General features: G+C 63.6%; 17 protein-coding genes. 16 read left to right on the plus strand and 1 reads right to left on the minus strand.

The window, feature by feature from the left end:
* The first annotated feature begins 147 nt into the window (after positions 1-147).
* From M5C01_RS27905 to M5C01_RS27940, 8 genes are all read left to right on the plus strand, one after another.
* Positions 148-426 (plus strand): hypothetical protein, encoded by a 279-nt coding sequence (locus tag M5C01_RS27905; protein ID WP_152741815.1) that lies wholly within the window; start codon positions 148-150, stop codon positions 424-426.
* A 307-nt stretch (positions 427-733) separates the two neighbouring features.
* Positions 734-1,192: a MarR family transcriptional regulator gene (locus M5C01_RS27910; RefSeq protein WP_177104183.1), complete on the plus strand. Its 459-nt coding sequence runs from the start codon at positions 734-736 to the stop codon at positions 1,190-1,192.
* Positions 1,189-3,273, plus strand: a complete 2,085-nt coding sequence (locus tag M5C01_RS27915; RefSeq protein ID WP_178129995.1) for an FUSC family protein — start codon at positions 1,189-1,191, stop codon at positions 3,271-3,273. The genes M5C01_RS27910 and M5C01_RS27915 overlap by 4 nt, the downstream gene beginning before the upstream one ends.
* Positions 3,270-3,479: a DUF1656 domain-containing protein gene (locus M5C01_RS27920; RefSeq protein ID WP_103496031.1), complete on the plus strand. Its 210-nt coding sequence runs from the start codon at positions 3,270-3,272 to the stop codon at positions 3,477-3,479. The genes M5C01_RS27915 and M5C01_RS27920 overlap by 4 nt, the downstream gene beginning before the upstream one ends.
* Positions 3,476-4,375: an HlyD family secretion protein gene (locus M5C01_RS27925; protein WP_103496030.1), complete on the plus strand. Its 900-nt coding sequence runs from the start codon at positions 3,476-3,478 to the stop codon at positions 4,373-4,375. The genes M5C01_RS27920 and M5C01_RS27925 overlap by 4 nt, the downstream gene beginning before the upstream one ends.
* The gene (locus tag M5C01_RS27930; protein ID WP_152741814.1) at positions 4,372-5,820 is read left to right on the plus strand and encodes an efflux transporter outer membrane subunit; all 1,449 of its coding nucleotides are present in this window, start codon (positions 4,372-4,374) and stop codon (positions 5,818-5,820) included. The genes M5C01_RS27925 and M5C01_RS27930 overlap by 4 nt, the downstream gene beginning before the upstream one ends.
* Before the next feature lie 102 nt (positions 5,821-5,922).
* Complete coding sequence (locus M5C01_RS27935; protein ID WP_152741813.1) at positions 5,923-6,558, plus strand: NADH:ubiquinone oxidoreductase subunit N; 636 nt, start codon at positions 5,923-5,925, stop codon at positions 6,556-6,558.
* Between the two features lie 276 nt (positions 6,559-6,834).
* A complete protein-coding gene (locus M5C01_RS27940; protein ID WP_152741812.1) occupies positions 6,835-8,349 on the plus strand; it encodes a YdgA family protein in 1,515 nt (504 codons plus the stop codon).
* A gap of 7 nt (positions 8,350-8,356) precedes the next feature.
* Here M5C01_RS27940 and M5C01_RS27945 read toward each other — a convergent pair whose 3' ends face one another.
* Positions 8,357-9,070 (minus strand): response regulator transcription factor, encoded by a 714-nt coding sequence (locus M5C01_RS27945; RefSeq protein WP_103496026.1) that lies wholly within the window; start codon positions 9,068-9,070, stop codon positions 8,357-8,359.
* A 235-nt stretch (positions 9,071-9,305) separates the two neighbouring features.
* On the opposite strand from M5C01_RS27945, the gene M5C01_RS27950 reads away from it, so the two are divergent.
* The 8 genes from M5C01_RS27950 to M5C01_RS27985 all read left to right on the plus strand — a co-directional run bounded on the left by M5C01_RS27950 (position 9,306) and on the right by M5C01_RS27985 (position 25,119).
* Entirely contained in the window at positions 9,306-9,557 is a 252-nt protein-coding gene (locus M5C01_RS27950) for a hypothetical protein (RefSeq protein ID WP_152741811.1), read from the plus strand.
* 328 nt (positions 9,558-9,885) lie between these two features.
* Positions 9,886-10,878 (plus strand): FecR domain-containing protein, encoded by a 993-nt coding sequence (locus M5C01_RS27955; RefSeq protein ID WP_152741810.1) that lies wholly within the window; start codon positions 9,886-9,888, stop codon positions 10,876-10,878.
* 18 nt (positions 10,879-10,896) lie between these two features.
* Positions 10,897-13,206, plus strand: coding sequence for a CHASE2 domain-containing protein (locus tag M5C01_RS27960; protein WP_152741809.1), 2,310 nt, complete (start codon positions 10,897-10,899; stop codon positions 13,204-13,206).
* A gap of 182 nt (positions 13,207-13,388) precedes the next feature.
* Positions 13,389-15,869 (plus strand): poly-beta-1,6 N-acetyl-D-glucosamine export porin PgaA, encoded by a 2,481-nt coding sequence (gene pgaA / locus M5C01_RS27965; RefSeq protein WP_152741808.1) that lies wholly within the window; start codon positions 13,389-13,391, stop codon positions 15,867-15,869.
* 12 nt (positions 15,870-15,881) lie between these two features.
* The gene (gene pgaB / locus M5C01_RS27970; RefSeq protein ID WP_152741807.1) at positions 15,882-17,879 is read left to right on the plus strand and encodes a poly-beta-1,6-N-acetyl-D-glucosamine N-deacetylase PgaB; all 1,998 of its coding nucleotides are present in this window, start codon (positions 15,882-15,884) and stop codon (positions 17,877-17,879) included.
* Between the two features lie 3 nt (positions 17,880-17,882).
* Positions 17,883-19,238, plus strand: coding sequence for a poly-beta-1,6-N-acetyl-D-glucosamine synthase (gene pgaC / locus M5C01_RS27975; protein WP_152741806.1), 1,356 nt, complete (start codon positions 17,883-17,885; stop codon positions 19,236-19,238).
* On the plus strand, positions 19,235-19,738 hold the full coding sequence (gene pgaD, locus M5C01_RS27980; protein WP_152741805.1) for a poly-beta-1,6-N-acetyl-D-glucosamine biosynthesis protein PgaD: 504 nt from the start codon (positions 19,235-19,237) through the stop codon (positions 19,736-19,738). Before pgaC ends, pgaD begins: the two co-directional genes overlap by 4 nt.
* A 101-nt stretch (positions 19,739-19,839) precedes the next feature.
* On the plus strand, positions 19,840-25,119 hold the full coding sequence (locus tag M5C01_RS27985) for a DUF6543 domain-containing protein (RefSeq protein ID WP_152741804.1): 5,280 nt from the start codon (positions 19,840-19,842) through the stop codon (positions 25,117-25,119).
* The last annotated feature ends 488 nt before the right edge of the window (positions 25,120-25,607 follow it).

Here is a 25,607-nt window from a genome sequence, read left to right on the forward strand (position 1 = left end):
TAACGCTTTATTCGGCCTTGGGCATTTTGCCTCTGTTGTGTCCCTTGATTTTTCAACTCTATAGTTTGACCCGTCGGCACCTGCTGACAGCGGATTTGGCGATCCGATCAACCATGGCTTTAGGTCTATAACTTTGGAGCCATAGTCATGACGACATATCACCCGTTGACCACTAACCCCGCCGGCACCCCAGTCCTGCTGATCGACACCCAAGCCCCGCTACGCCTGCTCCACGAAACCGCCTGCGCCCGCATCCGTGCGGGTACCGCGCAACTGGAAACCCTCACCTCGGTCACTATCAGGAACATCGATGACGCCGATCTGTACCGGCTGACCAACGGGGCTTACCTGCTGCTGCAGGATGGCCTGGATATTCTCGACCGGATCCAGTTCCGTCTCCCCCTGGAAACCCCATTGCAAGCGTGACGCGTGGCTTTCGTCCAATCGCTGCTCGTCCCCATTGTGGCGGGCAGCGCCGTCCACGGGCACGGAGCAACGGTGCAAGAACGCTGAAGTTTCCCAAGCCAAAACAGCAGAATTTTTACATCACGCTACGATTCAAGCCCGACGATTCCCCAAGCACCTCATCACCCGTGAACTAGGCTTGAGTTCAGCCGGGCTACCCTGTCCCCAGCCGTTACCCGGTCGAATGAAGTAATTGTTTCAAAACTTGACGAGCCCCCAACTGATGCGAGATATTGATAGTTAGCAAACTAACAATGCGAATCTCCCCGTGTCCAAGCACCTCGAACAGCTGCACAAGCACATCAGTGCCGGCCTCGTCGTCGCCTCGCGCCATTGGCGCCGGGTGTGCCAGACCACGCTGGTCAACTATGGGATCTCCGAAGCCTGCGCCATGCCGTTGCTGTTGATCGGCCGTATGGGGCCTGGCGTGCGCCAGGTCACCGTGGCCCAGGAAGCGGGCATGGAAAGCCCGTCGCTGGTGCGCCTGCTCGACCAGTTGTGCAATGCCGGCTATGTGCTGCGCAGCGAAGACCCGAGTGACCGCCGGGCCAAATGCCTGAGCCTGACCGAGGCCGGCGAGCACTTGATGCAGGACATCGAAATCCAGTTGATCCGCCTGCGTAGTGAAGTGCTCGACGGCATCGCTCCCGCTGATCTGGAAGCGGCGCTGCGAGTCATCCGCGCCTTCGAAGCGGCCGGGCGGAACCTGGGAGTGGCGAATCCGTGAACGGTTTCTGGACCGGCATGCCCCCCGCCCGCGACTGGTTCTACGGTGTACGTACCTTCGCCGCCTCGATGATCGCGCTGTATATCGCCTTGCTGATGGAAATGCCGCGTCCGTACTGGGCCATGGCCACCGTCTACATCGTTTCCAGCCCCTTTGTCGGTCCCACCAGCTCCAAGGCCCTGTACCGCGCGGTCGGTACTTTTCTTGGCGCCTCGGCGGCGGTGCTGTTCGTCCCGCTGTTCGTGCAGACACCCTATCTGCTGGTGGTGGCGATCGCGCTCTGGACCGGCATCCTGCTGTTTCTCTCGCTACACCTGCGTACCGCCAATAGCTACGCACTGATGCTCGCCGGCTACACCATGCCGATGATCGCCCTGCCGGTGGTTGACAACCCGCTGGGGGTGTTCGATGTGGCGGTGTCGCGGACCGAGGAGATCTTTCTCGGCATCGCCGTGGCGGCGGTGGTCGGCAGCATGTTCTGGCCCCGGCGCCTGGCCCCGGTGTTTATCGACGCGGCGGGCAAATGGTTCGGCGATGCCTCGACCTACAGCCTGCGTTTCCTTTCGCGCAACGTGCAGGCCGATGAAGTCAGCGCGCTGCGCTCGGCGATGGTGGCGACCTTCAACAGCCTTGAATTGATGATCGGCCAGTTGCCCCACGAAGGTGCCCGGCCGCAGACCGTGCGCAACACCAAGGAGTTGCGCGGGCGGATGATTCACCTGTTGCCGGTGGTCGATGCCCTGGACGATGCTCTGTATGCGATGGAGCGGCGCACGCCGGAGCTGGTGGCGCGTTTCGAACCCTTGCTCGTGGCCACCCGCGAATGGCTGGAAAGCACCACAAAAGGAGCGCCGGTTGAACGCTGGCAAAGCCTGCGGGCCGAGATCGAGAGCCTGCAACCGAGCCCGCTCGAGCTGGATGACCGACGCCAGTTGCTGTTCTCCAACGCCCTCTACCGCCTCGGCGAATGGATTGACCTGTGGCAGGACCTGCGCAGCCTGCAATATGCCATCCAGTGCGAAAGCCAGGACAGCTGGCGCGCGGTCTATCGCCACTGGCGCCTGGGCCGCCTGACGCCGTTTCTCGACCGTGGCCTGATGCTCTATTCGGCGGGCTCGACGGTGCTGGCGATCATCGTCGCTTCGGTGCTGTGGATCCTGCTCGGCTGGACCGACGGGGCCAGCGCGGTGATCCTCGCGGCGGTGGCCTGCAGCTTTTTCGCGGCGATGGACGACCCGGCGCCACAGATCTACCGGTTCTTTTTCTGGACCGCGATGTCGGTGATTTTCGCCAGCCTCTACCTGTTCGTGGTGCTACCCAACCTGCACGATTTCCCGATGCTGGTGCTGGCCTTCGCCGTGCCCTTTATCTGCGTCGGCACCCTCACCGTGCAGCCGCGTTTCTACCTCGGGACCTTGCTGACCATCGTCAACACCTCGTCCTTTATCAGCATTTCAGGGGCCTATGACGCGGACTTCCTGAACTTTTCCAACGCTAACCTGGCCGGTCCCGTGGGCCTGCTGTTCGCTTTTGTCTGGACCCTGGTGGCGCGGCCTTTCGGCGCCGAGCTGGCGGCCAAGCGCCTGACCCGTTTCAGCTGGCACGACATCGTCGGGCTGACCGAGCCGGCGACCCTGGCCGAACACCGGCACCTGGGCGCGCAGATGCTCGACCGGCTGATGCAGCACCTGCCGCGCCTGGCCATGACCGGCCAGGACACCGGCGCGGCGCTGCGCGAATTGCGGGTCGCGCTCAACCTGCTCGACCTGCTGGCCTACACCCCGCGTGTGTTGGGGGTGGCGAATGTGTTGCTCAAACAGGTGGTGGAAGAGGTCGGCGAGTACTTCCGTGCCTGTCTCAAGGCCCGCGAGCGCTTGCCGGCCCCGGCGCCTTTGCTGATGACGATGGACCGCACGCGCCGGGCCTTGAGTTCCCAGGGCCTGGACGATGGCGAAACCCGCCTGCACCTGTTGCACGCCTTGAGTGGCCTGCGCCTGGCGTTGTTGCCCGGCGTCGAGTTTGTCGATAGCGGCGATCAGCCGGAGAGCGTTCCGTATGGGATCAATGGAGTGCCGTTATGATCGGTGAGCTGGATATCAGCGGGGTGTTCCTGCCCACGCTGCTGGTGCTGATGGGCATTACGTATGCGCTGTACCTGGTGGTGCACGGGCTGTTGACGCGCGTCCACTTCTACCGCCTGGTCTGGCACCGGGCCTTGTTCAACGTCGGTCTCTACGCTTTGTTGCTGGGCGTTGTGGATTCGTTCAGTCGATACCTGATGACATGAAAAAACCTCTTTTGACCATTGGCCGTGTAGTCCTGACTTTGCTGGTGGTGATCTTCGCCTGCCTGGTGGTCTGGCGCATGGTGATGTACTACATGTTCGCGCCCTGGACCCGGGACGGGCATATCCGCGCCGATATCGTGCAGATCGCCCCGGACGTGTCCGGCCTGATCCAGCAGGTGCAGGTGCGCGACAACCAGCCGGTGAGCCGCGGCCAGGTGCTGTTCAGCATCGACCAGGATCGCTTCAAGCTGGCGCTGCGCCAGGCCAAGGCCGCCGTCGCCGACCGCCAGGAAACCCTGGCCCAGGCCCAGCGCGAGAACAAGCGCAACCGGGGTCTGGGTAACCTGGTGGCCGGCGAGCAACTGGAAGAAAGCCAGTCGCGGGTCGCCCGTGCCGAACTGGCCCTGGCCGAAGCCCAGGTGGCGGTGGACGCCGCGCAGTTGAACCTCGATCGTTCGGTGATTCGCAGTCCGGTGGACGGCTACATCAACGACCGCGCGCCCCGTGAGCGGGAGTTCGTCACGGCCGGCCGGCCGGTGCTGGCGGTGGTGGACAGCAGCTCCTTCCATATCGACGGTTATTTCGAGGAAACCAAGCTCGACGGCATTCATGTCGGCCAGGCCGTGGACATTCGGGTGATCGGTGACAACGCGCGGTTGCGCGGGCATGTCGAAAGCATCGTCGCCGGGATCGAGGACCGTGACCGCACCAGCGGTACGAACCTGCTGCCCAACGTCAACCCGGCGTTCAGTTGGGTGCGCCTGGCCCAGCGGATTCCGGTGCGCATCGCCTTCGACGACGTGCCGGCGGACTTCCGCATGATCGCCGGACGCACGGCCACGGTGTCGATCATCGATGACGCCAAGGCCGCGCCGAAGAAAGAGGCCGCGCAATGAAACCGCTGGCGCAAGTCGCGACCCTGGGCCTTGGTCTGATGCTGTCGGCGTGCTCGATGGTCGGCCCGGATTATCACCTGCCGGCCGACTCGGCGATGCAACGCAAGGACCTGCAAGGGACGCTCGCCGGTGAGGGCGACAATGTGGTGTCGGCGCCGGTGCCGACCGATTGGTGGCGGCTGTACCAGGACCCGCGCCTGGATGAGCTGGTACGCCAGGCCCTGGCGTCCAACACCGATCTGCGCGTGGCGGCGGCTAGCCTGTCACGGGCCCGGGCCCAGGTGGAAGAGGCCGAGGCGGCCGGCGGTTTCAGTGCCGGGGTGAAAGCCGGGGCCCAGCGCTTGCAGGAATCCGGCCAGGCCTTCCTGCTGCCGGAAAAGGTCCCGGTGGCCAATATCGGTGAAATCGCGCTTTCCGCGTCCTATCAGTTCGACCTGTGGGGCACCTTGCAGCGCGGCATCGAGGCGGCCAAAGCCAATGCCGACGCTACCCAGGCGGCGGGCGATGTGGCCCGTATCACTCTGGTGGCGGATGTGGTGCGCTCCTACACCCAGATCTGCGCGGCCAACGAAGAGCGCGGGATTGCCGAGGAGTCCCTCGCGCTGCAATCCCAGAGCACCGAGCTGACCAAGCGTCTGCGCGATGCCGGGCGTGGCGACGAAACCCAGGTCACCCGTTCCCAGACCCAATTCAAATCCCTGCGCGCCGAACTGCCGCGCTATCAGGCCGCGCGCCAGGCCGGTTTGTATCGCCTGTCGATGCTGTTGGCCAAACCCCTGGACCAACTGCCGGCGGGCGTCGCTGATTGCGCCGCGCTGCCGCATATCACTCAATTGTTGCCGGTGGGCGACGGTGCCGAGTTGCTCAAGCGCCGTCCCGATATCCGCCAGGCCGAACGCCGGCTCGCGGCTGCGACGGCCAGCATCGGCGTGGCCACGGGCGAGCTGTACCCGAACATCAGCATCGGTGCCACGGTGGGGACGGTCGGTATCCTCAAGGATCTGGGCGATCCGTCGACCAACCGTTGGGGCTTCGGCCCGGCCATCAGTTGGACCGTGCCGACCAACGGCGCCCGTGCCCGCATCCGCGAAGCCGAGGCCGGTACCCAGGGTGCCCTGGCGCACTTCGACGGCGTGGTGCTCAACGCCATCCGCGAAACCCAGACCAGCCTGGCCCAGTACACCGCGCAACTCGACCGCCGCGATGCCCTGGCCGATGCCGAGCAGTCGGCCAGGCTGGCGGCGGACCAGACGCACCGCTTCTTCACCGCCGGTCGCGCCTCGTTCCTCGCCGACCTGCAGGCGACCCGCACCTACACCGATGTGCGCGCCCAACTGGCCTCGGCCAATACCCAGGTCGCGATGAGCCAGATCGATTTGTTCCTGGCCCTGGGCGGCGGTTGGGAAAGCGGACGAACGCCACCTGCCGAACACGCGAAACCCTGAGTCCGTTGCTATGCTTTGAACTATCGGCTGGTCGCCGCTGGTGGGGAGCACTGGGTGAATCCTAACCATCGTGGTCAGCGTGGCCCGATGGGGATTCTAATAATGAAAAACCCTTATGCTCCTGGTTTCTGGTGTGCGGTGGTGGCGCTTGTCCTGCTTTCGGCGACCTACTTCTATGGCGTGATGCTGGCGCACCAGATCGACAAGGCCCTGGTCTTTCTCGACAGTGCCACGGCCTTGATCGCGGTGATGTCCATCGCCGTGGTGGCCTGGGCCAGCTACCAGGGGCAGCAGGTGAAGAAACGCCAGCTTTCCCAGAGCAAGACCCTGGTGCTGGTCTGGGATACCAAAGTCGCCCTGCGCCGGGTCGAAACGGTCTTCGACCGCTATTTCTGGGGCAGCTACTGGCAACCCGGTCGGACCTTCCAGGAAGTCATGGGCGAACTCACCGGTACGCCGCTGGAAAAAAGCCTTGAGATGCTCAAGATCCAATGCCTGAAACTCGACCGCGAAGTGGCCCATGACGAACGCCACTGGTTGACCAATGCCCGCGAATTGTCCGATGTGGCCACGGCCATGGCCCGCGAGCGGCATCAACTGGACGTCTGCGACCCGCGCAATGACTCGGCGGACGGCGTGGTGATCAACCGCGACTTCGAGGTGCTGGTGTACACCTGGACCGCGCGTTTGAAGACCTTCGACCATCAACTGGATGAGATGGAAGTCCAGTATTCCTGAGTCATTGCTGTTCCTGCCCGGCGGTTGTTGATCCGCCGCAAACGTGCGCGGGACGCCAATAGGCGCTGCCGAACGCACGATTCCCGTACTGCGCTGTCAGTCATTTCGCTTTTGTTCGTAGGATGAGGTGGTGGCCAATGGCCTTGCGGGCAAAGCCTTGGGGCCTGCTCCGGCAAATGCTACCCTGCGTCCCTTCGGGCATTGTCGAGCCGGCTCCGGTCAGGGGTCAGGAAGACCAGCATTTCTCCATTTAACGGACATCGATCGGGTCAATTCATGAATAAATCAGCGGGCTTGCTTTTAGGTTTTGTCGTGGTGGTCGGTGCGGTGAGCACCGTCGGCGCGTGGTACACCGGTAATCAACTGGAAGGGGTGCTGAACACTTCGATCCAGGACGCCAACCAACAGCTGAAGACCGCCCTGGCCAGTGCCGGCGGCAGCGCGCAGATCGAGCTGGTATCGCTGGATCGCCATCTGTTCACCAGCACCGCGCACTACCGCGTCAAGTTCCAGAACCTGCAGGCCGGCGCGGAGAAGAAAGACCTTGAGCTGCTGTTCGTCGACCATATCGAGCACGGGCCGTTGCCGTGGTCGCGTCTCAAGGCGTTCAATCTGGCGCCGGTGATGGTCAACAGCAACTACGAGCTGGAAAAGAACGACGCCACCGCCAAGTGGTTCGATGCCGCCAAGGGCGCCGCGCCGCTCAAGGGCCAGGTTGCCCTGGGCTACAACCGTTCGGTGGACGGCAATGTCGAACTGGTGCCGCTGGACTTCGCGCCGAACGCCACCAGCAGCCTGAAATTCTCCGGGCTGAACCTTGCGGTGACCGCCAGCGACCAGGCGGCCAAGATCAAGCTCAACGGCTATATGGATAACCTCAAGGTCTCCACGGTCACCCCTGAGCAGGGGCCGGTGCAGGTCGAATTGAGCGGCCTGACCCTGGCCAGCGACCTGACCAAGAGCGACCTGGGTTTCTACCTGGGGCAGAACACCCTCGAGTTGAGCGAGACCAAGCTGGGCTTTGGGGTCAAGCCGGCGGTGGTCACCATCAAGGGCTTCGAGCAGAAAGACTCGACGCAAGCGCAGGGCAATGTGCTCGCCGGACGCCTGGCCTATAACATCGCCTCGATCGACTACAACGACAAGCCGGTGGGCAGTGCCCAGATGAGCTGGACGGCGAAGAACCTGGATTTCCCGGCGATGCAATCGCTGATCAAGCTGTATCAGGTCCAGTTGGAAGCCTTGCAAAAGGCCCAGGCGGCCGGGGCTGAAGACCCAGAGGCGGCGGTTCCGGAACTGACCCCGGCCCAGCAGACCCAGGCCGAAGCGGACATCAAGCAAGTGTTGACCGGCAAGCCGCAGATCGCCCTGGAAAACTTCTCGATCAAGACCGCCAACGGCGAGAGCCGCGCCAGCCTGGTGGTGGATCTGACCAACCCGTCTTCCACCGACCTGCCACCGGTGGAACTGGGCAAGCAACTGGTTTCGCAACTGGATGCCAAGGTGTCGTTGTCCAAGCCGATGATCGCCGACCTGGCGGGCCTGCAAGCGCAGATCCAGGGTCAGAACGACGCCAAGGCGATTGCCCAGCAAGCCTCGATGGCCAGTGAAATGGCCGGCACCATGGCCTTGTCCACGGAGATGGCGACGGTGCAAGGCAGCGATATCATCTCGACGCTGCACTACGCCAATGGCCAGGTGGACTTCAACGGGCAGAAAATGCCGGTGGAAGATTTCATCACCTTGCTGCTGACCAAGTTCGGTGGTGCGAGCGGCGGCGAGCAGCCTTAAGCGGCGTTCAGCCAGAGGTGACGCTTTCCAGTCGATACCCATAGCCATAGATCGTCAGCAATTGCCAGCCGTGTTCGGCGGTCAGGCCCAGCTTGTTGCGCAGGCGATAGATATGGGTATCGAGGGGCCGCGAGGAGAGTATTTCCTCATGGGGCCAGAAGCGCTCATAGAGGTACTCGCGCGACAGCGGCCGCCCGAGGTTGCTGAACAGGCAGCGCGCCAGGCGATACTCACGCTCGGTCAGGTTGACCGGGCGGCCTGAGCGGGTCACGGTCAGTTCGGCATCGTCGAAACTCAAATCATTGAAGATGGCGATTTCGCTGGTATTGCCGCGCTGTCCGGCATGCCGGCGCAGTACCGCATTGACCCGCGCCTTGAGCTCATTGGCGCGGAACGGTTTGCTCACGTAATCGTCGGCGCCACTGCCCAAGGCCAGGACGATATCGCTCTCGGCATCGCGGCTGGTGAGCATGATCACCGGCGGCGGTACTTCCATGTGCTCACGGGTCCAGCGCAACAGCGCCAGGCCGCTGAGGTCCGGCACCTGCCAGTCGAGAATCAGCAGGTCGAAGGTTTCCCGGCGCAACTGACGCAACAGGTCCTCGCCGCGCTCGAAACCGTGCAGGGTCCAGGGGGCTTCCCCGACACCGGCCATCTGGCCCAGGGTCTGTTCGACCCGGCGCAGTTCGGCGGGTTCGTCGTCGAGTATGGCGACACGCATGTCTGGAGCTTTCTCCTCGCTTAACGGCGGATGTGTCTCTCAAAAGAGGACTCTACAGGCTATTTCCTACGCGAAGGTCTGTAAGTCGGCTGTCAAATCTGAACAATTCTGGCGATTTCCTCAAGGACCGGTGACGGCTGGCTAGGCTGATGTCAAATGGCTTTTACCCGGCGTACCGCGGCCTTTGTGGGGGCAGGCGCAGGGTAACGATTTGCACGGTCAAGGAGAAGGATCCATGGGCAGTCCCTTTCGTTTCAGCGCTTTGCAATCCTGGGCGGTGCTCGGGTTGTTGTCCGGGTTGAGCCTGTGTCTTGGTTTCGGTTTTGTCGTCGGGCTGTTCCATTACGGGGCTGCCCGTCCCTCGCTGGTTGCCGACCGCTTACCCGTGGTGCCCGAGGGCAGCTGGATAGCGCCATTCTCCGCACCGACGCTATGGACCACCGGTGAGGTCATCACCCCACGGGAGCAGCCGCGTTGGGTGTTCTGACCGGCAAGGGCAATTCTGAACAAATCTGACAGATTCGCCGAGCACCGCCGTTTTACCCATAGAGTAGCTCCAGCACTAAAAGGGGCACTTTGGAGCAAGTCCGACCCACGGACGGGTGGCGGTTCGGATCCACACGGACCGCCGCCAAGGGAAGCCAGGATGCCTTCCCTTGGCCATTTTTCCGTCAGGCCCCGGTGTGCATTCATACAAAGCAACACAGTGTGGCCCGGCCAATTGGGGGCGCTGTGGCATGATGGGCCCGGATGGTTGTGTGCCGTCGTTCCTTTACTTCGATCCTGCTCCCTCCAGAGCCTGAGCGGCCAAGCCCATGAGCGAACGCTTTCTTTCGCACCCGTATTTTCCTGCTTTCCCGTCCCGTCCGAGCCTGCTGCTCGGCATTGTCTTCTGCCTGTTCGGCCACGCTGCCCTGGCGGCCACACCGGCCCTGCGCGCGCCTTACCTTGATCGCGAACAACAATGCCGTCCGCAGCCTTTTCCGGCGGTGGTGCTGCACCTGGCGGGCGAGGCCTGGAAGCTGGATGCCAAGGGCAAGCCGCTGGCGCTGGAAGAAGGGATGAGCCTGGATGAACACGAAGGGGTGAGAACCTCAGGCGATGCCTTTGTCAGCCTGGTACTGGGCGACGGTTCGCGGATCGTCCTGCCGTCCAACTCGCAGGTGCGTTTGCAGCTGGACGAGACGCAGTCGATCCCGCAGATACAGCTCGAACAGGGTCAGGTCGAGTCCTATGTGATCAAGCGCATCAGCGAACATGATCGCTTCCAGATTCGCACCTCGGTCGGCGTGCTCGGGGTGCGCGGTACGCACTTTCGCACCCGTAGCGAAGAGGGGCAGTCGCTGGTTGAAGTGCTCGACGGCCAGGTCGCGGTGAGTCGCGCCGAAGCGTCGCCGGCACCCGGCAACAAGGCGCGGGACAAACTGCCCGTTGCGGCTGAGCCCGCGGTCAGGGTCAATGCCCGACAGGGCCTGAAGATCCAGGACCAAGGCGAGCTCAAGCCGGTCGACCTGCTGGCGGCTCCACGCCTGCTCGGGCAGGACGGCCAGCGTGGCGACAAGCCGATCTGGCAACTTTTTCTCCAGCCCCTCGACGGCGCCCGGCGCTATCGGGCGCAGGTCGCCACCGACGCGGCGTTTCTCAATATCAAGCAGGAACGTTTTTCCAGCACCCCGGATATCCGTTTCAGTGGTTTGCAGGCGGCGTTCTACCATGTGCGGCTGTCGGCATTCGACGAGCAGGGACTTGAGGGCCAGACTGGGGTCTACGATATCTACTACTGGCCCAGGACGGTTCATGAGCAATAGCTGCGGTATCCGGCGTCCATGAGGTTGTGGCGACGGCACGAGGGACGCGAGCCGACGCAGGCACAACGGCTGTTTCGTGGTTTGTTGCGCGAATGGCTGCTGGTGGGCCTGTTGTTGCTGCCGCTGACCGCCATGCTCTCCTTGAGCCAGAACCTGGCGTTCAGCCATTTTCTCTATGACCGGTTGAGCCGCCTGAGCCCTTTGCCGGTCGATCCACGGATCCTCCTGGTGACCATCGATGACCGCAGTCTTGAGGCCCTGGGGCGCTGGCCCTGGCCGCGCAGCGTGCATGCCGAAATGCTCGAGCGCTTGAGCGCCGCGCAGCCCCGGGGTGTGCTGTTCGATGTGATTTTCAGCGAGCCGGAGGCTGCGGGCAGCGGCGACGAGCGCCTGGCCCAGGCCCTGTGCCGCGCCGGCAATGTGGTCTTGCCGCTGTTGCGCGAAGGCGTGCCGCGCTTTGCCACGGCGCTGGGCGAAATCGGGCCGATCGAACCGCTGCGACGTTGCGCCAGGGCGGTCGGCCATATCAATGTCGAAGCGGATAACGACGGCGTGGTGCGCGGGGTATTCCTGCGCGAAGGTCCGGTCCACCAGCCCCGTGAGCAGTTGGCCTGGCTGGCCTATCAGATGGCGCTGCCGGAGGCTGAGCGGCAACCGATGCCCGGTGCCGGAAGTGTTTCCGAGCTCCACGGATGGCAACGGCAGAACGCCATCTTGGTGCCCTTTATCGCGGCGGCTGGCGGCTTCCCCAGCGTGCCCTATATCAGCGTGCTGCGCGGTGAGGTGCCGGCGACGCTGTTGCGTGATCGGCTGATCCTGGTGGGCGCGACCGCACCGGGCCTGGGGGATCGCTATGTCACGCCGGTGTCCGAGCAGGCCGGCACCACCGCCGGGGTGGAGATCCAGGCGAACCTGCTCAATGGCCTGTTGCAGCAGCGCAGCATTGTCGAGCTGGCGCCACTGCCGGGCATGCTGTTGTCGGTGTTGGCGGTGGCCCTCCTGCTGGGCGGGCTGTTGTTGCGTGCGCGTTATGCGTTGTGGCTGACGCTCGGCAGCATGGCGGCGGTGCTGCTGGCGGCCTGGGGGTTGTTGCGGTTCGGCCTGTGGTGGTCGCCGGCCGCCAGCCTGAGCGGTTTTTTGCTGGCTTACCTGATCTGGAACTGGCGGCGCCTGAGTGCGGTACTGGCTTACTTCGGCTGGGAATTGGCCCGTCTGAACGACGAGCCCAGGGTGCTGCCAGAACGGCGCCGGGTCGTGGTACCCAAGGGTGATGTGTTGCAAGGTCGCATCGCGGCGTTGGAACAGGCCCTCGGGCGCACCCGCGATACCCGGCGGTTTATGGCCGACGGCCTGGAATGCCTGCCCGTGGCAACGTTGATCACCGACACCCAGGGCCAGGTGCTGCTCGCCAACCGCAGCGCGCGTGACCTGCTGGGACCCATGCTGGTCGGTGAGGACTGGCTCGATTGCCTGGCGGGCCTTGGCTTTCCCGGTGTTGGCGGGCCAGTGCGGCCAGCATTGACCGAACTGCCGAGCCAGGAATTTCGCGACAGTCGCCAGCGCACCCTGCATCTGGACCTGGCACCGCTGCGGTCAACGGAAGATGAAGTCACCGTCGGCTGGCTGTTCAGCCTGGCGGACCTGAGTCTTGCACGTGAGGCCGAGCAGCAACGGGCGACCTTGTTGCGCTTTCTGTCCCATGACCTGCGGGCGCCGCACTCGGCGATCCTGGCACTGCTGGAAGTGCAGCGCGCGCAGCACGACGATGCGCCGCTCTATCGCCAGATCGAACAGCAGGTGCGCCGGGCCCTGGGTCTGACCGAGGCCTTCGTGCAGTTGGCCAAGGCCGAGTCGGAGGCTTACACCTTCGAGCCGGTGCTGTTCGCCATGCTGGTGCTGGACGCCTTCGACCAGGTGGCCCCTTTGGCCCAGCTCAAGGGCATCGAGCTGCGCCATCGGCTCGACGAGGTCGATGAAAGCCTGGTGCGGGCTGATGCCTCACTGCTGACCCGGGCGCTGTTCAACCTGCTGGAAAACGCCATCAAGTACAGCCCTTCCGGCACCTTCGTCAGCCTCGATGTAACGGTAGCGGAGCATGAACTGACCTGCAGCGTTGGCGATCAGGGGCGGGGCATCGGCGCACAGGCATTGCCGCAGCTTTTTGAACCGTACAAACGCTTTGCCGGCCCTGACAACACCGAAGGCCTGGGGCTGGGACTGTCGATGGTCAAGGCGGTGATCGACCGGCATGAGGGGCGTATTCACTGCGCCAGCGTCGAGGGCCAGGGCACGACGTTCACGCTGTGCCTGCCTCTCTGGCAGGACTGACCGCGCGTTGCCCCAGGTCTTTTTAGTGAGTACCGACTGAATACGTATTGAGCTTGTTTTTTTGGTCTACCCTTCGAGAACGACAGGCGGGCGACGTTTTCGACTGCTGTCGCTAGGCTCCCCTGTGTGTCTGCATCAGGCAGGAGCATTGAACTCCGGCTGTCATTGGGGAAATGGACGATATGCCGCGTAATGCTCAACTCTGCCTCGGGGGCAGATTGCACACGTTGCTGGGAGTGGCGTTGTGCAGCCAGTTGCTCTGGCCCCTCAATGCCTTCGCCGATGCCGCCTACGACCAGCTTATCCGACAGGCCCGTGACGGCAGTTACACCCCGGCACTGGTGCTCTTGCGCCAGCTGCCCGCCTCGCAACAATCCGCCGGCCAGATCAGCGATCACTTGCAGATCGCCAGCTGGGCCGGGCTGGACGCCGAAGTGGTCAGTGTCTATGAAACCCAGGGTGCCCAGCGGGTCTTGCCGACCCAGGCCCTGACCGCCGTCGCCCGCGCCTATCGCAACCTGAAACGCTGGGATGAGGCCGAGCGCCTGTATCGCCAGGCCCTGGAGCGCGAACCGCAGAATGCCGACCTGCAACTGGGCCTGGCCATTACCGAGGCCGATGGCGGTGACCCGCAGGATGCGGTGCGCCGGGCGCGGGAACAGGTCGACAAACAACCCAACGACCCGGCCCGACGCATGGCCCTGGGGTATGCGCTGACCCGCTCGGGCGCTAACAGTGATGCTTTGTTCGAGTACGACCAGGCTTTTATCCGGGCGTCGGATAAACCCGAAGTGATGCGTGAATACCTGTTCGCCCTGGAGCGCACGCGCCTGCCGGAACCGGCCCTGCGCCTGGCCCAGCGGCATCCCGGGCTGATCGACGCGGCCGCGACCCGGCGCCTTGAAGGCGAGCTGGCCGCCGAGCGGGTCCGCCTGGCCGAGCTGCCGACCCGAACCGAACAGGAACGTTTTGTCGTCGCCGATCGTGCCCTGGCCGACTACGACCGCTTGCTCGCGGCCTGGTCCGCGGACCCGCAGGCCCATGATGATGTGGTGCACTGGCGCATCGATCGCCTGGGTGCGCTCAAGGCCCGCTCGCGCAATGCCGAGGTGCTGAGCGAGGCGCAAAAACTGATCGATGAAGGGGTGACGATCCCACCCTATGCCCAGCGCTGGATTGCCTCGGCTTACCTCGCGGTGCGCGAACCGGAGAAGGCCGTGGCGTTGTATCGGCAGATTCTCGCGGCACCCAGCGCGGACCCCATCGACCAGGCGGGCGATACCTCGGCGCTGGTCTATGCCCTGGTTGAAAGCGACCAGCCGGAAGAAGCCCGCGCGTTGGCGGACGCGCTGGCGCTCACCGTACCGCCGCGATTGCAGCTCAAGGGCGTGCCGGGCGGTGTTCCCAACGATGCCTGGCTGGACGCCCAGCAGTTGGCGGCGCAGATGGGGCAGCACAACGGCGATCTGCCCGCCAGCGAGCAAGGTCTGGAGGCGCTGGTGGCACAGGCGCCAGGCGAGGTCGGCTTGCGGGTGGCCCAGGCCGATATGTACCTGGCCCGTGAGTGGCCACGGCGTGCCGAGGCCTTGAACAAGGAAACCGAAAGCGAGGCGCCGCGCGACCTGGGGTTGGAAGTGGCGCAGGCCAACACCGCCCTGGCGTTGCAGGAGTGGCGCCAGCTCGATGTGCTCACCGACGACGTTGCCGCACGGTTTGCCGAGAGCCTGCAGGTCCAGCGCCTGGAGCGTCTGCGCGAAGTCCATGACATGGCCGAGTTGCGGGTCGAGGCCTATACCGGCAAGAGTTTCGGTGGCGGCGCCGCCGGTGCCGGTGCGGTGACCGGCAGTCGCGACTACGGCATTGAAAGCACGCTCTACAGTCCGCCGATCAATGAGGACTGGCGGCTGTTCGCCGGGGCCGGTTACGCCTTTGGCCGCTTCACCGAAGGAGACGCCCGACGGCGCTGGCAGCGGCTTGGTATCGAAGATCGGACCCGTGACATGACCCTGCAGGCCGAGGTCTCCAACCAGTCCTACGGCTATGGCGACAAACTCGGCGCGCGCCTGGCGGCGGCCTTCGATATCAACGATCACTGGCAATACGGCGGCAGCCTCGAACGGCTGTCGGCGGCGACGCCGTTGCGCGCCTTGAACAGCGACATCAGCGCCAATTCGGCGAGTGCATTCCTGCGTTGGCGCGCCGACGAAAGCCGCGAGTGGAAGCTGGCGGTCACGCCCTCGCATTTCAGCGACGGCAACAATCGTACCGAGGCCCTGCTTACCGGACGCGAAGGTATCTACAGCACGGCCCATGTGCAGGTGGACCTGGGCCTGGAGGTCGGCACCAGCCACAACAGCAAGAGCGAAGACGTGCCGTACTTCAACCCCAAGTCCGACTTCAGCGTGCTGCCGACGGTGAACGTCAATCATGTGCTTTATAGCCGCTACGAAACCCAGTGGAGCCAGCAATTCCAGGTCGGTGCCGGGACCTACAGCCAGCGCGATTATTCGACAGGTGCCGTTGCGCTGCTGGGGTATGGCCAGCGGGTGAGCTGGAACGATGTGCTGGAGGCCGGAGCCAACCTGAGCTGGATCAGTCGGCCCTATGACGGTGACCGCGAACGCGACGTGCGGCTGACCGTCGATCTGACCTACCGTTTCTAGAAGGGGATGATGATGCCTTGGATCACGCGTTGCATCCTGTTGCTGGGAGCCTTGCTGATCGGTGCCTGTGCCCAGAAGCCGGTCGAATTTGTCGCGCCCGCGCAGCGTAGCGTGCCGATCAATGAAGCACCCTGGCCGAAAAATCATTTTCTCAGCCTGACCTACCATGACATTGAGGACCGCGACCCGGACCAGGCGGTGGTTGCCGTGCGCACCGAACGCTTGCTCGAGCAGCTGGCGTGGCTCCGGGAGAATGGCTATCGGCCGGTGACCGTGGACCAGATCCTGGCGGCGCGCAAGGGTGGGCCCGAGTTACCGCCAAGGGCGATTTTGCTGACCTTCGATGACGGTTACGCGAGTTTCTACACCCGCGTGATGCCGCTGCTCAGGAGCTATCAATGGCCGGCCTTGCTGGCCCCGGTCGGCGTCTGGATGGATACCCCGGCGGATAAACCGGTGGATTTTGCCGGTGACATGCGCCCGCGCTCCATGTTTCTGAACTGGGCGCAGATCAAGGAAGTAGCGTCCTCGGGACTGGTGGAAATCGTCGCGCACACCAACGCCAACCATCACGGCATGCTCGCCAATCCCCAGGGCAACCTGCAACCGGCGGCGGCGACCCGGCGCTACGATTCGGCGACCGGTCGTTATGAAAGCGAGGCCGATTTCGAGGCTCGCACGCGCGCGGATGTGCTGGCCATCTCGGCGAAGATTCGTGCGGCCACCGGTTATTCGCCGCGGGTCTGGATCTGGCCTTACGGCACCGCCGATGGCACTGCATTGAAAGTCATCAAGGAGCAGGGCTACCAGATCGCGCTGACCCTGGACGACGGTATCGACAGCCTCGACCAACTGATGAACAGCCCGCGCCTGCTGGTGGCGGCGGACCCGGATGGGGCGCACTACGCCAGTGCTGTTGTCGCGGTGCAGAACCGTTTGCCAATGCGCGTGGTGCATGTCGACCTGGATAATGTCTACGACCCGAACCCGGCCCAGCAGGAAGCCAACCTCGGCATGCTGGTCCAGCACGTGGCGGATATGGGCGCCAATACCGTGTTCCTGCAAGCGTTCGCCGATCCGGCGGGGGACGGCCTGGCGCGTTCGCTGTACTTCCCCAACCGCCATCTGCCGATGCGCGCCGACCTGTTCAATCGCGTTGCCTGGCAACTGCACACCCGGGCCCACGTCAAGGTCTTCGCCTGGATGCCGGTGCTGAGTTTTGCCCTGGATGAAAAACTGCCCCGGGTGACGCGCTGGGATCCGGCCAGCGGGCAGGCCTCGGTGGACCCGAAACAATACAAGCGCCTGTCGCCGTTCGATCCGAACGTGCGGCGGATCATTGGTGAGATCTACGAAGACGTGGCCCGGCTGACCTCGGTCGACGGCATTCTCTACCACGACGATGCCGTGCTGTCCGACTTCGAGGATGCTAGCCCGCAGGCACTACGGACCTACGCCGCCAATGGCCTGCCGGGCACCCTCGGTGCCCTGCGCGGTGATCCGGCGACACTGCAACGCTGGACTCGGTTCAAGAGCCGCTACCTGATCGATTTCACCGCCGAACTCACCGCGAGGGTCCGCGCCATTCGCGGCCCGCAGGTACAGACCGCGCGCAACCTGTTCACGGAGCCGGTGATCGATCCTCAGAGTGAAACCTGGTTCGCCCAGAACCTCGACGACTTCCTCGCCAGCTACGACTGGACCGTGCCCATGGCCATGCCGCTGATGGAAGGGCAGAGCGAGAAACAGGCGGGCGACTGGCTGGAGGGCCTGGTCGGCAAGGTCAAGCAACGCCCCGGCGCGCTGGATCGCACGGTGTTCGAGTTGCAGGCTCGGGACTGGCGGCAGAAGCCGGCGACGGACCTCGACGGTGAACTGCTGGCTGACTGGATGGGACGGCTCAAGCGCCAGGGCGCCAGCAGTTTCGGTTATTACCCGGACAACTTCCTGGATGGCCGCCCGGCTGTGCAGGCCGTGCGCCCGGCACTGTCCAACAAGTGGAATCCCTAGATCATGATGGATCGAATCCTGGCTCTGGTCGTCCTGGCGCTCGTCCTGGGGTTTCCCCTCGGCGTGATTTTTCTGGTCACCGGGCAATTCCTGATGGACTTCGTATTTTTCTACCCGTTGTTCATGTCGGGTTTGTGGATGGCCGGCGGTTTGTACTTCTGGCTGCACTGGGAACGCCACTGGCCCTGGGAAGCCGATACCTTGCCCCCGGCGCTGGCGGGTGAGCCGCTGATTTCGATCCTGATCCCTTGCTTCAACGAAGGGGACAATGTTGCCGAGACCATCGAGGCCGCGCTGGCCCAGCATTACCCCAACATCGAAGTGATCGCCATCAATGATGGTTCCAGCGACAACACCGGCCCGTTGCTCGACAGCCTGGCACTGCTCGACCCGCGTTTGCGGGTGATTCATCTGGCGCAGAACCAGGGCAAGGCGGTGGCCCTGCGCATGGGCGCCGTGGCGGCCCGCAGCGAGTACCTGGTGTGCATCGACGGCGACGCCTTGCTGGCACCGCACACGGCGGCCTACCTGGTGGCGCCGCTGTTGCAGAACGTGCGCCTCGGCGCCGTCACCGGCAATCCGCGGATCCGCACCCGCTCGACCCTGGTCGGACGGGTCCAGGTCGGTGAATTTTCCTCGATCATCGGTTTGATCAAGCGCACGCAGCGGGTCTTCGGGCGGATTTTCACCATCTCCGGGGTGATCTGCGCCTTCCGCCGTACGGCGCTGGACCGGGTGGGCTACTGGAGCCCGGACATGATCACCGAAGACATCGATATCAGCTGGAAGCTGCAACTGGATCACTGGAGCATTTTCTACGAGCCGCGGGCGCTGTGCTGGATCCTCATGCCGGAGACCCTGCGTGGGCTGTGGAAACAGCGGTTGCGCTGGGCCCGGGGTGGCGCGGAGGTCCTGTTCAAGAACATCCGGGGCATCTGGCAGTGGAACCATCGTTACCTGTGGCCGCTGTTGTTCGAGTACTGCCTGTCGACCGGCTGGGCCTTCACCCTGCTGTTGTCGATTGTTTTCTACTGCATGGGGCTGTTTATCGAAATGCCGGCCTCGATTGCCGTGCACCGCATCGTGCCGCCGGCCTTTACCGGGTTGCTGCTGGCAATGGTCTGCCTGGGGCAGTTCGCGGTCAGCCTGCTGATCGACCGCCGCTACGAAAAAGACCTGTGGAAAATCATGTTCTGGGTGGTCTGGTATCCACTGGTGTTCTGGCTCATCAGCTTCTTCACCACCCTGGTCAGCTTTCCCCAGGTGCTGTTCCGCCAGAGCGGCAAGCGGGCGCGCTGGGTCAGTCCGGACCGGGGGATCAAGCCCGTCGATGACGACAAGCAGAAGGTGCGGTCATGAAAATCATCAGAACCCGCCAGCGGCCGTTCATGGTGCTGGTGGATGTGGTCCTGACCGTGCTGGCCTGGGCCGGGCTGTGGTACCTGTTGATCCAGGGGTTGATACCATTGTTCGACGGGCATACGGGGCCGCGGATCGATATCTCGTTCTTCGACGCCGTCAATACCCTGGAGGTTTATCTGTGGGTCGGCCTGCTGAATGCGGCGGTATTGATTGCCTGGGCGCGTTATCAGCAGCGCAAGAGCCGTGGTTTCAGTCGGCGCCGTTTGCCCGCGCCGGTGGTCGGGGATGAGGGCTTGAGCCGCAGTTTCAAGCTCAGCGAGGACAACTTCGCGCGGATGCGCCAGTCGGCGACGATGATCGTGCATCACGATGAGCATGGCGGGGTGCTTGAAGTGATTACGCCGCTGTATCGCGTTGAACCGCAGGAGCTGCCGCTGGCCGCGCCTGCGATCATCCAGCTGCCATCGGAGGATGACGGCAATCGCCCGTCGCTGTAGCGCCGGTTCGCGGTGAGGCCCGCACCTTAACTATCTAGTGCACGGGGACGTCGTTTCGCGCTCTACGCTTTTCCCTTTTTCCATGGAACAAGGGAAATCCTATGAAAACCTCCGTAGCGGACCCTCCCGGGGAGCCCGTCGAGCCGGTAGCGGTTTTACCCGATCCCCGTGGCGCCACCTTGGAGCGCCTCGCTGAGAAACTCGATGAACGTATTGCGACCGCGGAGCGCCCCAGCTTGTTGCTCAACCGGCTCCAGGCGGCGCTGGTGCGTGGGCTCGATAGCCAGCATCAACTCAGGAAGCTCTTCGCGCAAGCGCCGCGGATCGGTGCATTGCTCAAGCAGATCCTGACCGAGGCCTTCGGACACGATCCGCACCAACTGGTGTTCGCCCCGCCGTTGCATTCCGGCGACGGCCAAACGGCGCGGACCCTGGCGCAGGTGGCCATGTCGCTGTTGCGCAATCCGTTCCTGTCCCTGGTGCCGGGTCATGCCGTGCGCCTGAGTCTGGCTGACGAACCGGAGAGGCTTTTGGCACTGGACCCGGAGCAGGTGCTGGCACGTCTGAAGCGCTTAGGGTTGTCTTCCCGTTTCGACACGGCCCTGCGCGGCTATTGGCATGAGCCGGCGTGCGATAGCCCTCTGTCACGGCGCGAGCGCCTGATCGAGCTGCACAAGCTGCAGTTTCACGACAAGGCCCTGTTGGCCTATGGCACTGATGCCTTGTCCGCTGCCGGATTCAACATGCTGATGGGCCTGCTGGACGCACCGACCCCGCAAGCGCGGGTGCTTGCCGGCGGCCGCTGGGGGCGACTCAGGGTGTCGGAGCTGGTCTGGCCGGGAACGGGGGCGGCAACGGTGGTCTTGAGCGGCGCTTTGCACCTGCGGGGTTCCGGTAGCTCCGAGCGGGGGAGGCAGCTGATTTTCGTGCCTGGGGTGTTGGAGGAGTTTTTCGAGTTTGCCAGCCACGCCGAGATGCAACACCGGCTCGCGGAGCTGTTCAACGAACCGGGGAATTATCGGCCCTGGCAGTTGCTTGCGCTACAAGAGCGCCATCAGTTGTTCCCCCAACCGGATGGCCCAGCCCTGGCCTACCGCTTCCAGGGGTGTACCGAGCTTGGCGGCGATGCCCTGGCCCACAGTGCCCTGAGCCGGCTGGATACCCAGTTGGCCAACGAGTGGGCCGCCGCGTTGTTGCTCAACAGGGCGTATATGCTGCCCGATGGGGTGGTCGATGTCGGGCACCTGACGCCGCTGCAGGCGGTGGACGCCATGCAGGAGTCGCGCACGGCGCTGACCGGCTTGCCGCCCCTGAGGACGATGCTTGCACAAAGGCTTCGACATGATGAGCGTCGTCGGAGGCTGGAAATCAGCTTCGGCCACCTGGCCGCTGATCTTCCCGTGCGCCTGCGCCAGGGCAAGGTTCGGCAGCAGGAGCTTGGCCTCCTCAAGTTGCTCGATGAACAGGACCCCGGGCGCGACACGCCGGCCTATGGCGAGTTGCTGACACGCCACACTCTTTGGCGACAACTGGTGGTTTATGTCCAGGGCCTGCTTCAGGACAGGGACCGATACGGCCAGGCCGAATTCTGGAACGCCCGGGACCAGACGGGGAACGATCTTTCAGACAAGTTGCTCAGCGGGCGCTGCCAGGGGCTTTTGCACGAGGCGAAGATGCAGCATCAGCTCGGGCTGCTCGATCAGGAGGAACGGGCGCGCCTGCTTGATGTGCTGCCACAGCCTGTGGCGGATGTGCGTCTGGCCAGTGAGACAGTGGTCGCCGCGATCGGCCTGGGGCCGGCGGCCTCAGGGTGGTCGCTGACGGGCGCCTGCGTCATCAGCACCCGAGCCGCGCTGGCCGATCCGCGTTTGAGCGTATCGGCACTGCTGTTTGTGCCGGGACGTCTGGGCGGGCTGCAACGCTTCATGACCCTCGACAGTCTCTCGCAACAGCTGGACGTCAGCCTGCGCAGCCCAGAGTGCGAAAGCTTCTGGCCGTTGATTGCCCGGGACCGGCGTGGCGAGGCCCGTCGCTGGGTGCGGGGACGGCCTGACGGCGAGCGGATTCCCATCCACTATCAAGCGATTGAAAGGGACGCCCTGCAACAGGGACTCCAGCAACAGATCCAGGACCACCTGCGGGTCTGCCGGTTGGTCGAGAGCGGTTTGCGGCCGTTCTCTGAAATTGGCGACGCCCACAGTTCCCTGCAACTGCTGGCCCATGAATTGGAGGAGAACCTGGGCGTTCCGGATCACGATGCCCGCGAGCGCGCGCTGGACAATATTGCGCTGCTGCAGCTCGGTGCGAAGCAGGCGCAAGGCCTTCCCGACTGGCTGCCGACGGCAGCCCGCCCGGTCCGCCAGCAGTACGCGCGACTGTTGGCCCGCTATCAGAGAAATATGCATGCCCTGGAGCTCAAGCTGAAACTCCAGCTACCGGACCTGGACGACTTTGCCCGGGAGAGCATCATCGAGCAGCTCAAGCGCGATGGTTTTTACCCGGAACTGGATATCGACAAGCCGCTGTTCGACCTTCCCGACAGCGTCGAGCGGGTGTGGGCCGGGCATCCTGAACGCACGGTGGGCGAGGCGGGTCCGAAGACGGTGGTCAGCGAGGGGCGCACGACCTGCAGCTTCTTGCGCCTGGCCCTGGAAAACCTCGATCCGCAAGCGCCCGCGACCAAACGTCGGTTGCAGCATGGACGAATACTGGATCGCACCTGGCAACAGCGACTGACGCCGGATTATCTGATGGCGACGATTTCGGCACTCGATCTTGGCGGCCACTACGACACCCTGATCCAGCGGGCTTTTTACGGCGTCGATGATCCCAGGCTCGAACCGCTACGGGCGTTCGATCAGGTGCTGTTGTATCGGCTGGTCAGGCAGCGGGCCCGAATGGAATTGTTCAGCGCTCGGCAACAGGGGCTCAGCGACTGGGCCGCCGAGGTTTTCGAGAGGGCCCTGAATCTGGAGTCTGCCGCCGACCTGCGCACCGAGCAGCTTGAACTCGAATTGCACTTTGTCACCTTCGCCGGCCGGGGTTTTGCCTGGGCCCGGCATGTGGGCAATGCCGTGGCCATCCACGACAAGGTTTCTGCACGAACGCTCATCTATTTGCCGGGCGCTCCCCATGAGCAGGTGCTGACCGAGCACGCCGACCTGGCGACGGCGCAACGGGCACTGGTCAATATCGAGCGGGCGCCGCAGCGGGTGGCGGATATTGTGCAAAGGCTGGCGGCCGGTTGGGAGGCGGAAGTCATCGAGGGTTATCCCGCCGAGCAAGACCCGGAGGCGCTGCGCTCAAGGCTCCTGGCGCCTGCGCGCGATGATCGGCGGCCAATCGGCTTGACGCCTTTGGGGATCGGTCCGATGGCCACGGTCAAACCCACTTCGTTGTTCAAGGCCATCAAGAGCTGGTGGACGAGCGAGCCGGAGCAACCCGTGCCGGATTCCGCGGCGTTGGAAAAGGAGGTGAAGCGCGAGATCGCGGAAAATCCCGGACGCTGGTTGCGGTTCAGGAAAACCCAACGCTGGGACCTGTCGCTGGTGCTGGCGCATGCCTTTGTCCTGCGGGCGCAGCAGCGGGCCCGGATGGTGTCGAATTCGGCTCGACAATTGTCCCAGCTGCGCGAGTTGCGTGAACGCGAACAGCGCTCGGCCTACTGGCTCAGGGTGTTGTCGGTGGTGCCCGTGGTCAGTATTGCGGTCAATGTCCGGGAGACGGCGGTGGCTGTGCGTCAGTTTCACCGTAGCGGTGATCCGCGCGATGCCTTCGAACTCTTCAAGGCGGTGCATATGACGCTGGTCGACGTCGCGTTGACCTTCTACCCGCTGAGCAAGGGTGTCGGTGCGGTCTCCCGGCCGCTACGGGTCGGTCGTGGAGGCTGGTCGCGCGCGGCCTTGCGGACCCTCGATCGTCGGCAGGGCTTGTCTCAGAAAGGCGCGATGGCCCTGAAAACGAAGATTGCGTCAAAGCCCAAGCCCTTGCTCCCGGGGTATGAAGCGAAGATTCCCCCTGACGATGCGGTGGCCCTGCACGGTCCGGCCAATGCCGGCAGCTACGCGAAAAACGGCGTGCAGTTCATCACCGATGGCAGCACCGGCTACGAGGTCTACCGGCCGAAGGGCGAGAGTGCCTTGCGCTTGAAGAAAACCGCCGTACAGGACAATGAGCTGATTCTGTATATCCGCGAGCCGGGCGAACACCTGTTGCGTGCCGATGCGCCCGAGCCGCAGCCGGGCCCCAGTCGCGCGATGTGGCAACCCTGGACGCGGCCTGCGTTGCCGGAGTCCGCCGGTGCTCCCGTGCTGCAACTGGAATGGATGACCCGCCGGCCGGCCTTGTTGCCCGTGGATTGGAAGACCCGGGGATTGGTCCTGGAAAGCGACCAGGTCGTGGAGTTGTCGGCGAGCCGGGGGCTGTATGCACGGCGGGGGGCTGAACACGTTCGACTGCTGAAGATCGATGATCGTTATTTCGAACTGCTTCCCGATGGTTCCGGGGTTCACCCCGATATCGTTTTTCTGAAACGTCCCGTTCCGTTGTCTGCCCATGCCGAGGCCGACTTCAACCTTTGGTGGACGCGCCTGGACGAACAGCCGGTACCGGCTACTTTTGATCCGCGCAGCCAGAGCTGGACAGTGCGTTCCGCCTTGTTCAACGAGCCTCTGGAGCAGTCCCTGGCGCAACCCCTGGCGGGCATGACGCCGGTGAGTCTGCGCAAGACGGCCCGTCGGTTGATCGAGCGAACCGATATGGAGTATTCGTCGGCCACGGCGACCCGGATGGTCGCGCTCAAGCGCACGCAGGAAGCCTGGAGCTCGCGGGGCGTGCGCATGGATGTGCTGTTGCGCGAACTCGATGCCCGGCCCCTGGGGCAGACTTACCTGCGCATCGGTGGTGCGGCCGATACAGCGGGTTTTTCCCGGTTGGACTTCGATCCGCCCCAGGCCGTTAATCCCCGGCTTTTCGACGCCAGGGGGGCGGCCCGTATTGCCGAGTTGGCCTCGAACAGCGAGAACGCCGTGATCGACATCTTGCATCGTCATGGCTTTGTCGTGACCGAGGTCCCGAAATCCCAGTCCTTCAATACGGTCAACCTGTTCTGTACTCACCCGAACTCGGAGCATCTCTACTACATCATGCTCAAATGGACCGACAAGCGTTCGATACCCATGACCCGCTACCAAGGGGGCCCACGACAGTTGACGGATGGCTGGTTCAACCGACATTTCGATTTGAGGCCGCTGGGTCAGCGCGCGCTGCTCAAGCCGGTCAAGGAGGCCATGGAGCAGGGGCGCCTGGTGAAGCTGATCGCGGGGCTACAGCGCTCGGGGGATACCGGGCAGGTCACGGTGTATTTTACTCGGGTGGTCTAGGGGGTTCAGAGGGCTGCGGCCATGGTTGTTGCCCTATGACGAATGACCCTGATCTTGACCTTGGGGATGGCGTAGGCTCTGACTCAAGAAAGTACTGATGCGCTGGCTGAGTTACAAGTTATCCAGGCGAGTGTTTTCTTGGTTGCACTCAGGCCGCTTATAGCGGCCTTTATTTTGCCTGTCGTTTAGGTCTGATTCTGTCCTCCTTCGGCACGATGGAGTAAAGCTCCGCTATGGGCTTTGGGGCTGTAAGCTCAAAAACCGTCTTCTGCGGCCGATGAGTCACGGCAGGCTGTTACAACCAGTTATAATCTTCACCCTGGGCGGCTTGCATACCTTGAATTTTGCCCCCTATAGTTCAGCATGTTGCTGCACAAACCAGTGACTGGATTTGGCGATCCGAAACAAGTTAGGCACAGTTGTATCATGTCTTTTCGTGGGTGCTATTGGCCCTGGCGATTGCAGTTCATGGTGACTGTGTGCGGGAG

Source organism: Pseudomonas sp. MWU12-2319 (genome assembly GCF_023242525.1).
Taxonomy (GTDB): Bacteria; Pseudomonadota; Gammaproteobacteria; order Pseudomonadales; family Pseudomonadaceae; genus Aquipseudomonas; species Aquipseudomonas gingeri_D.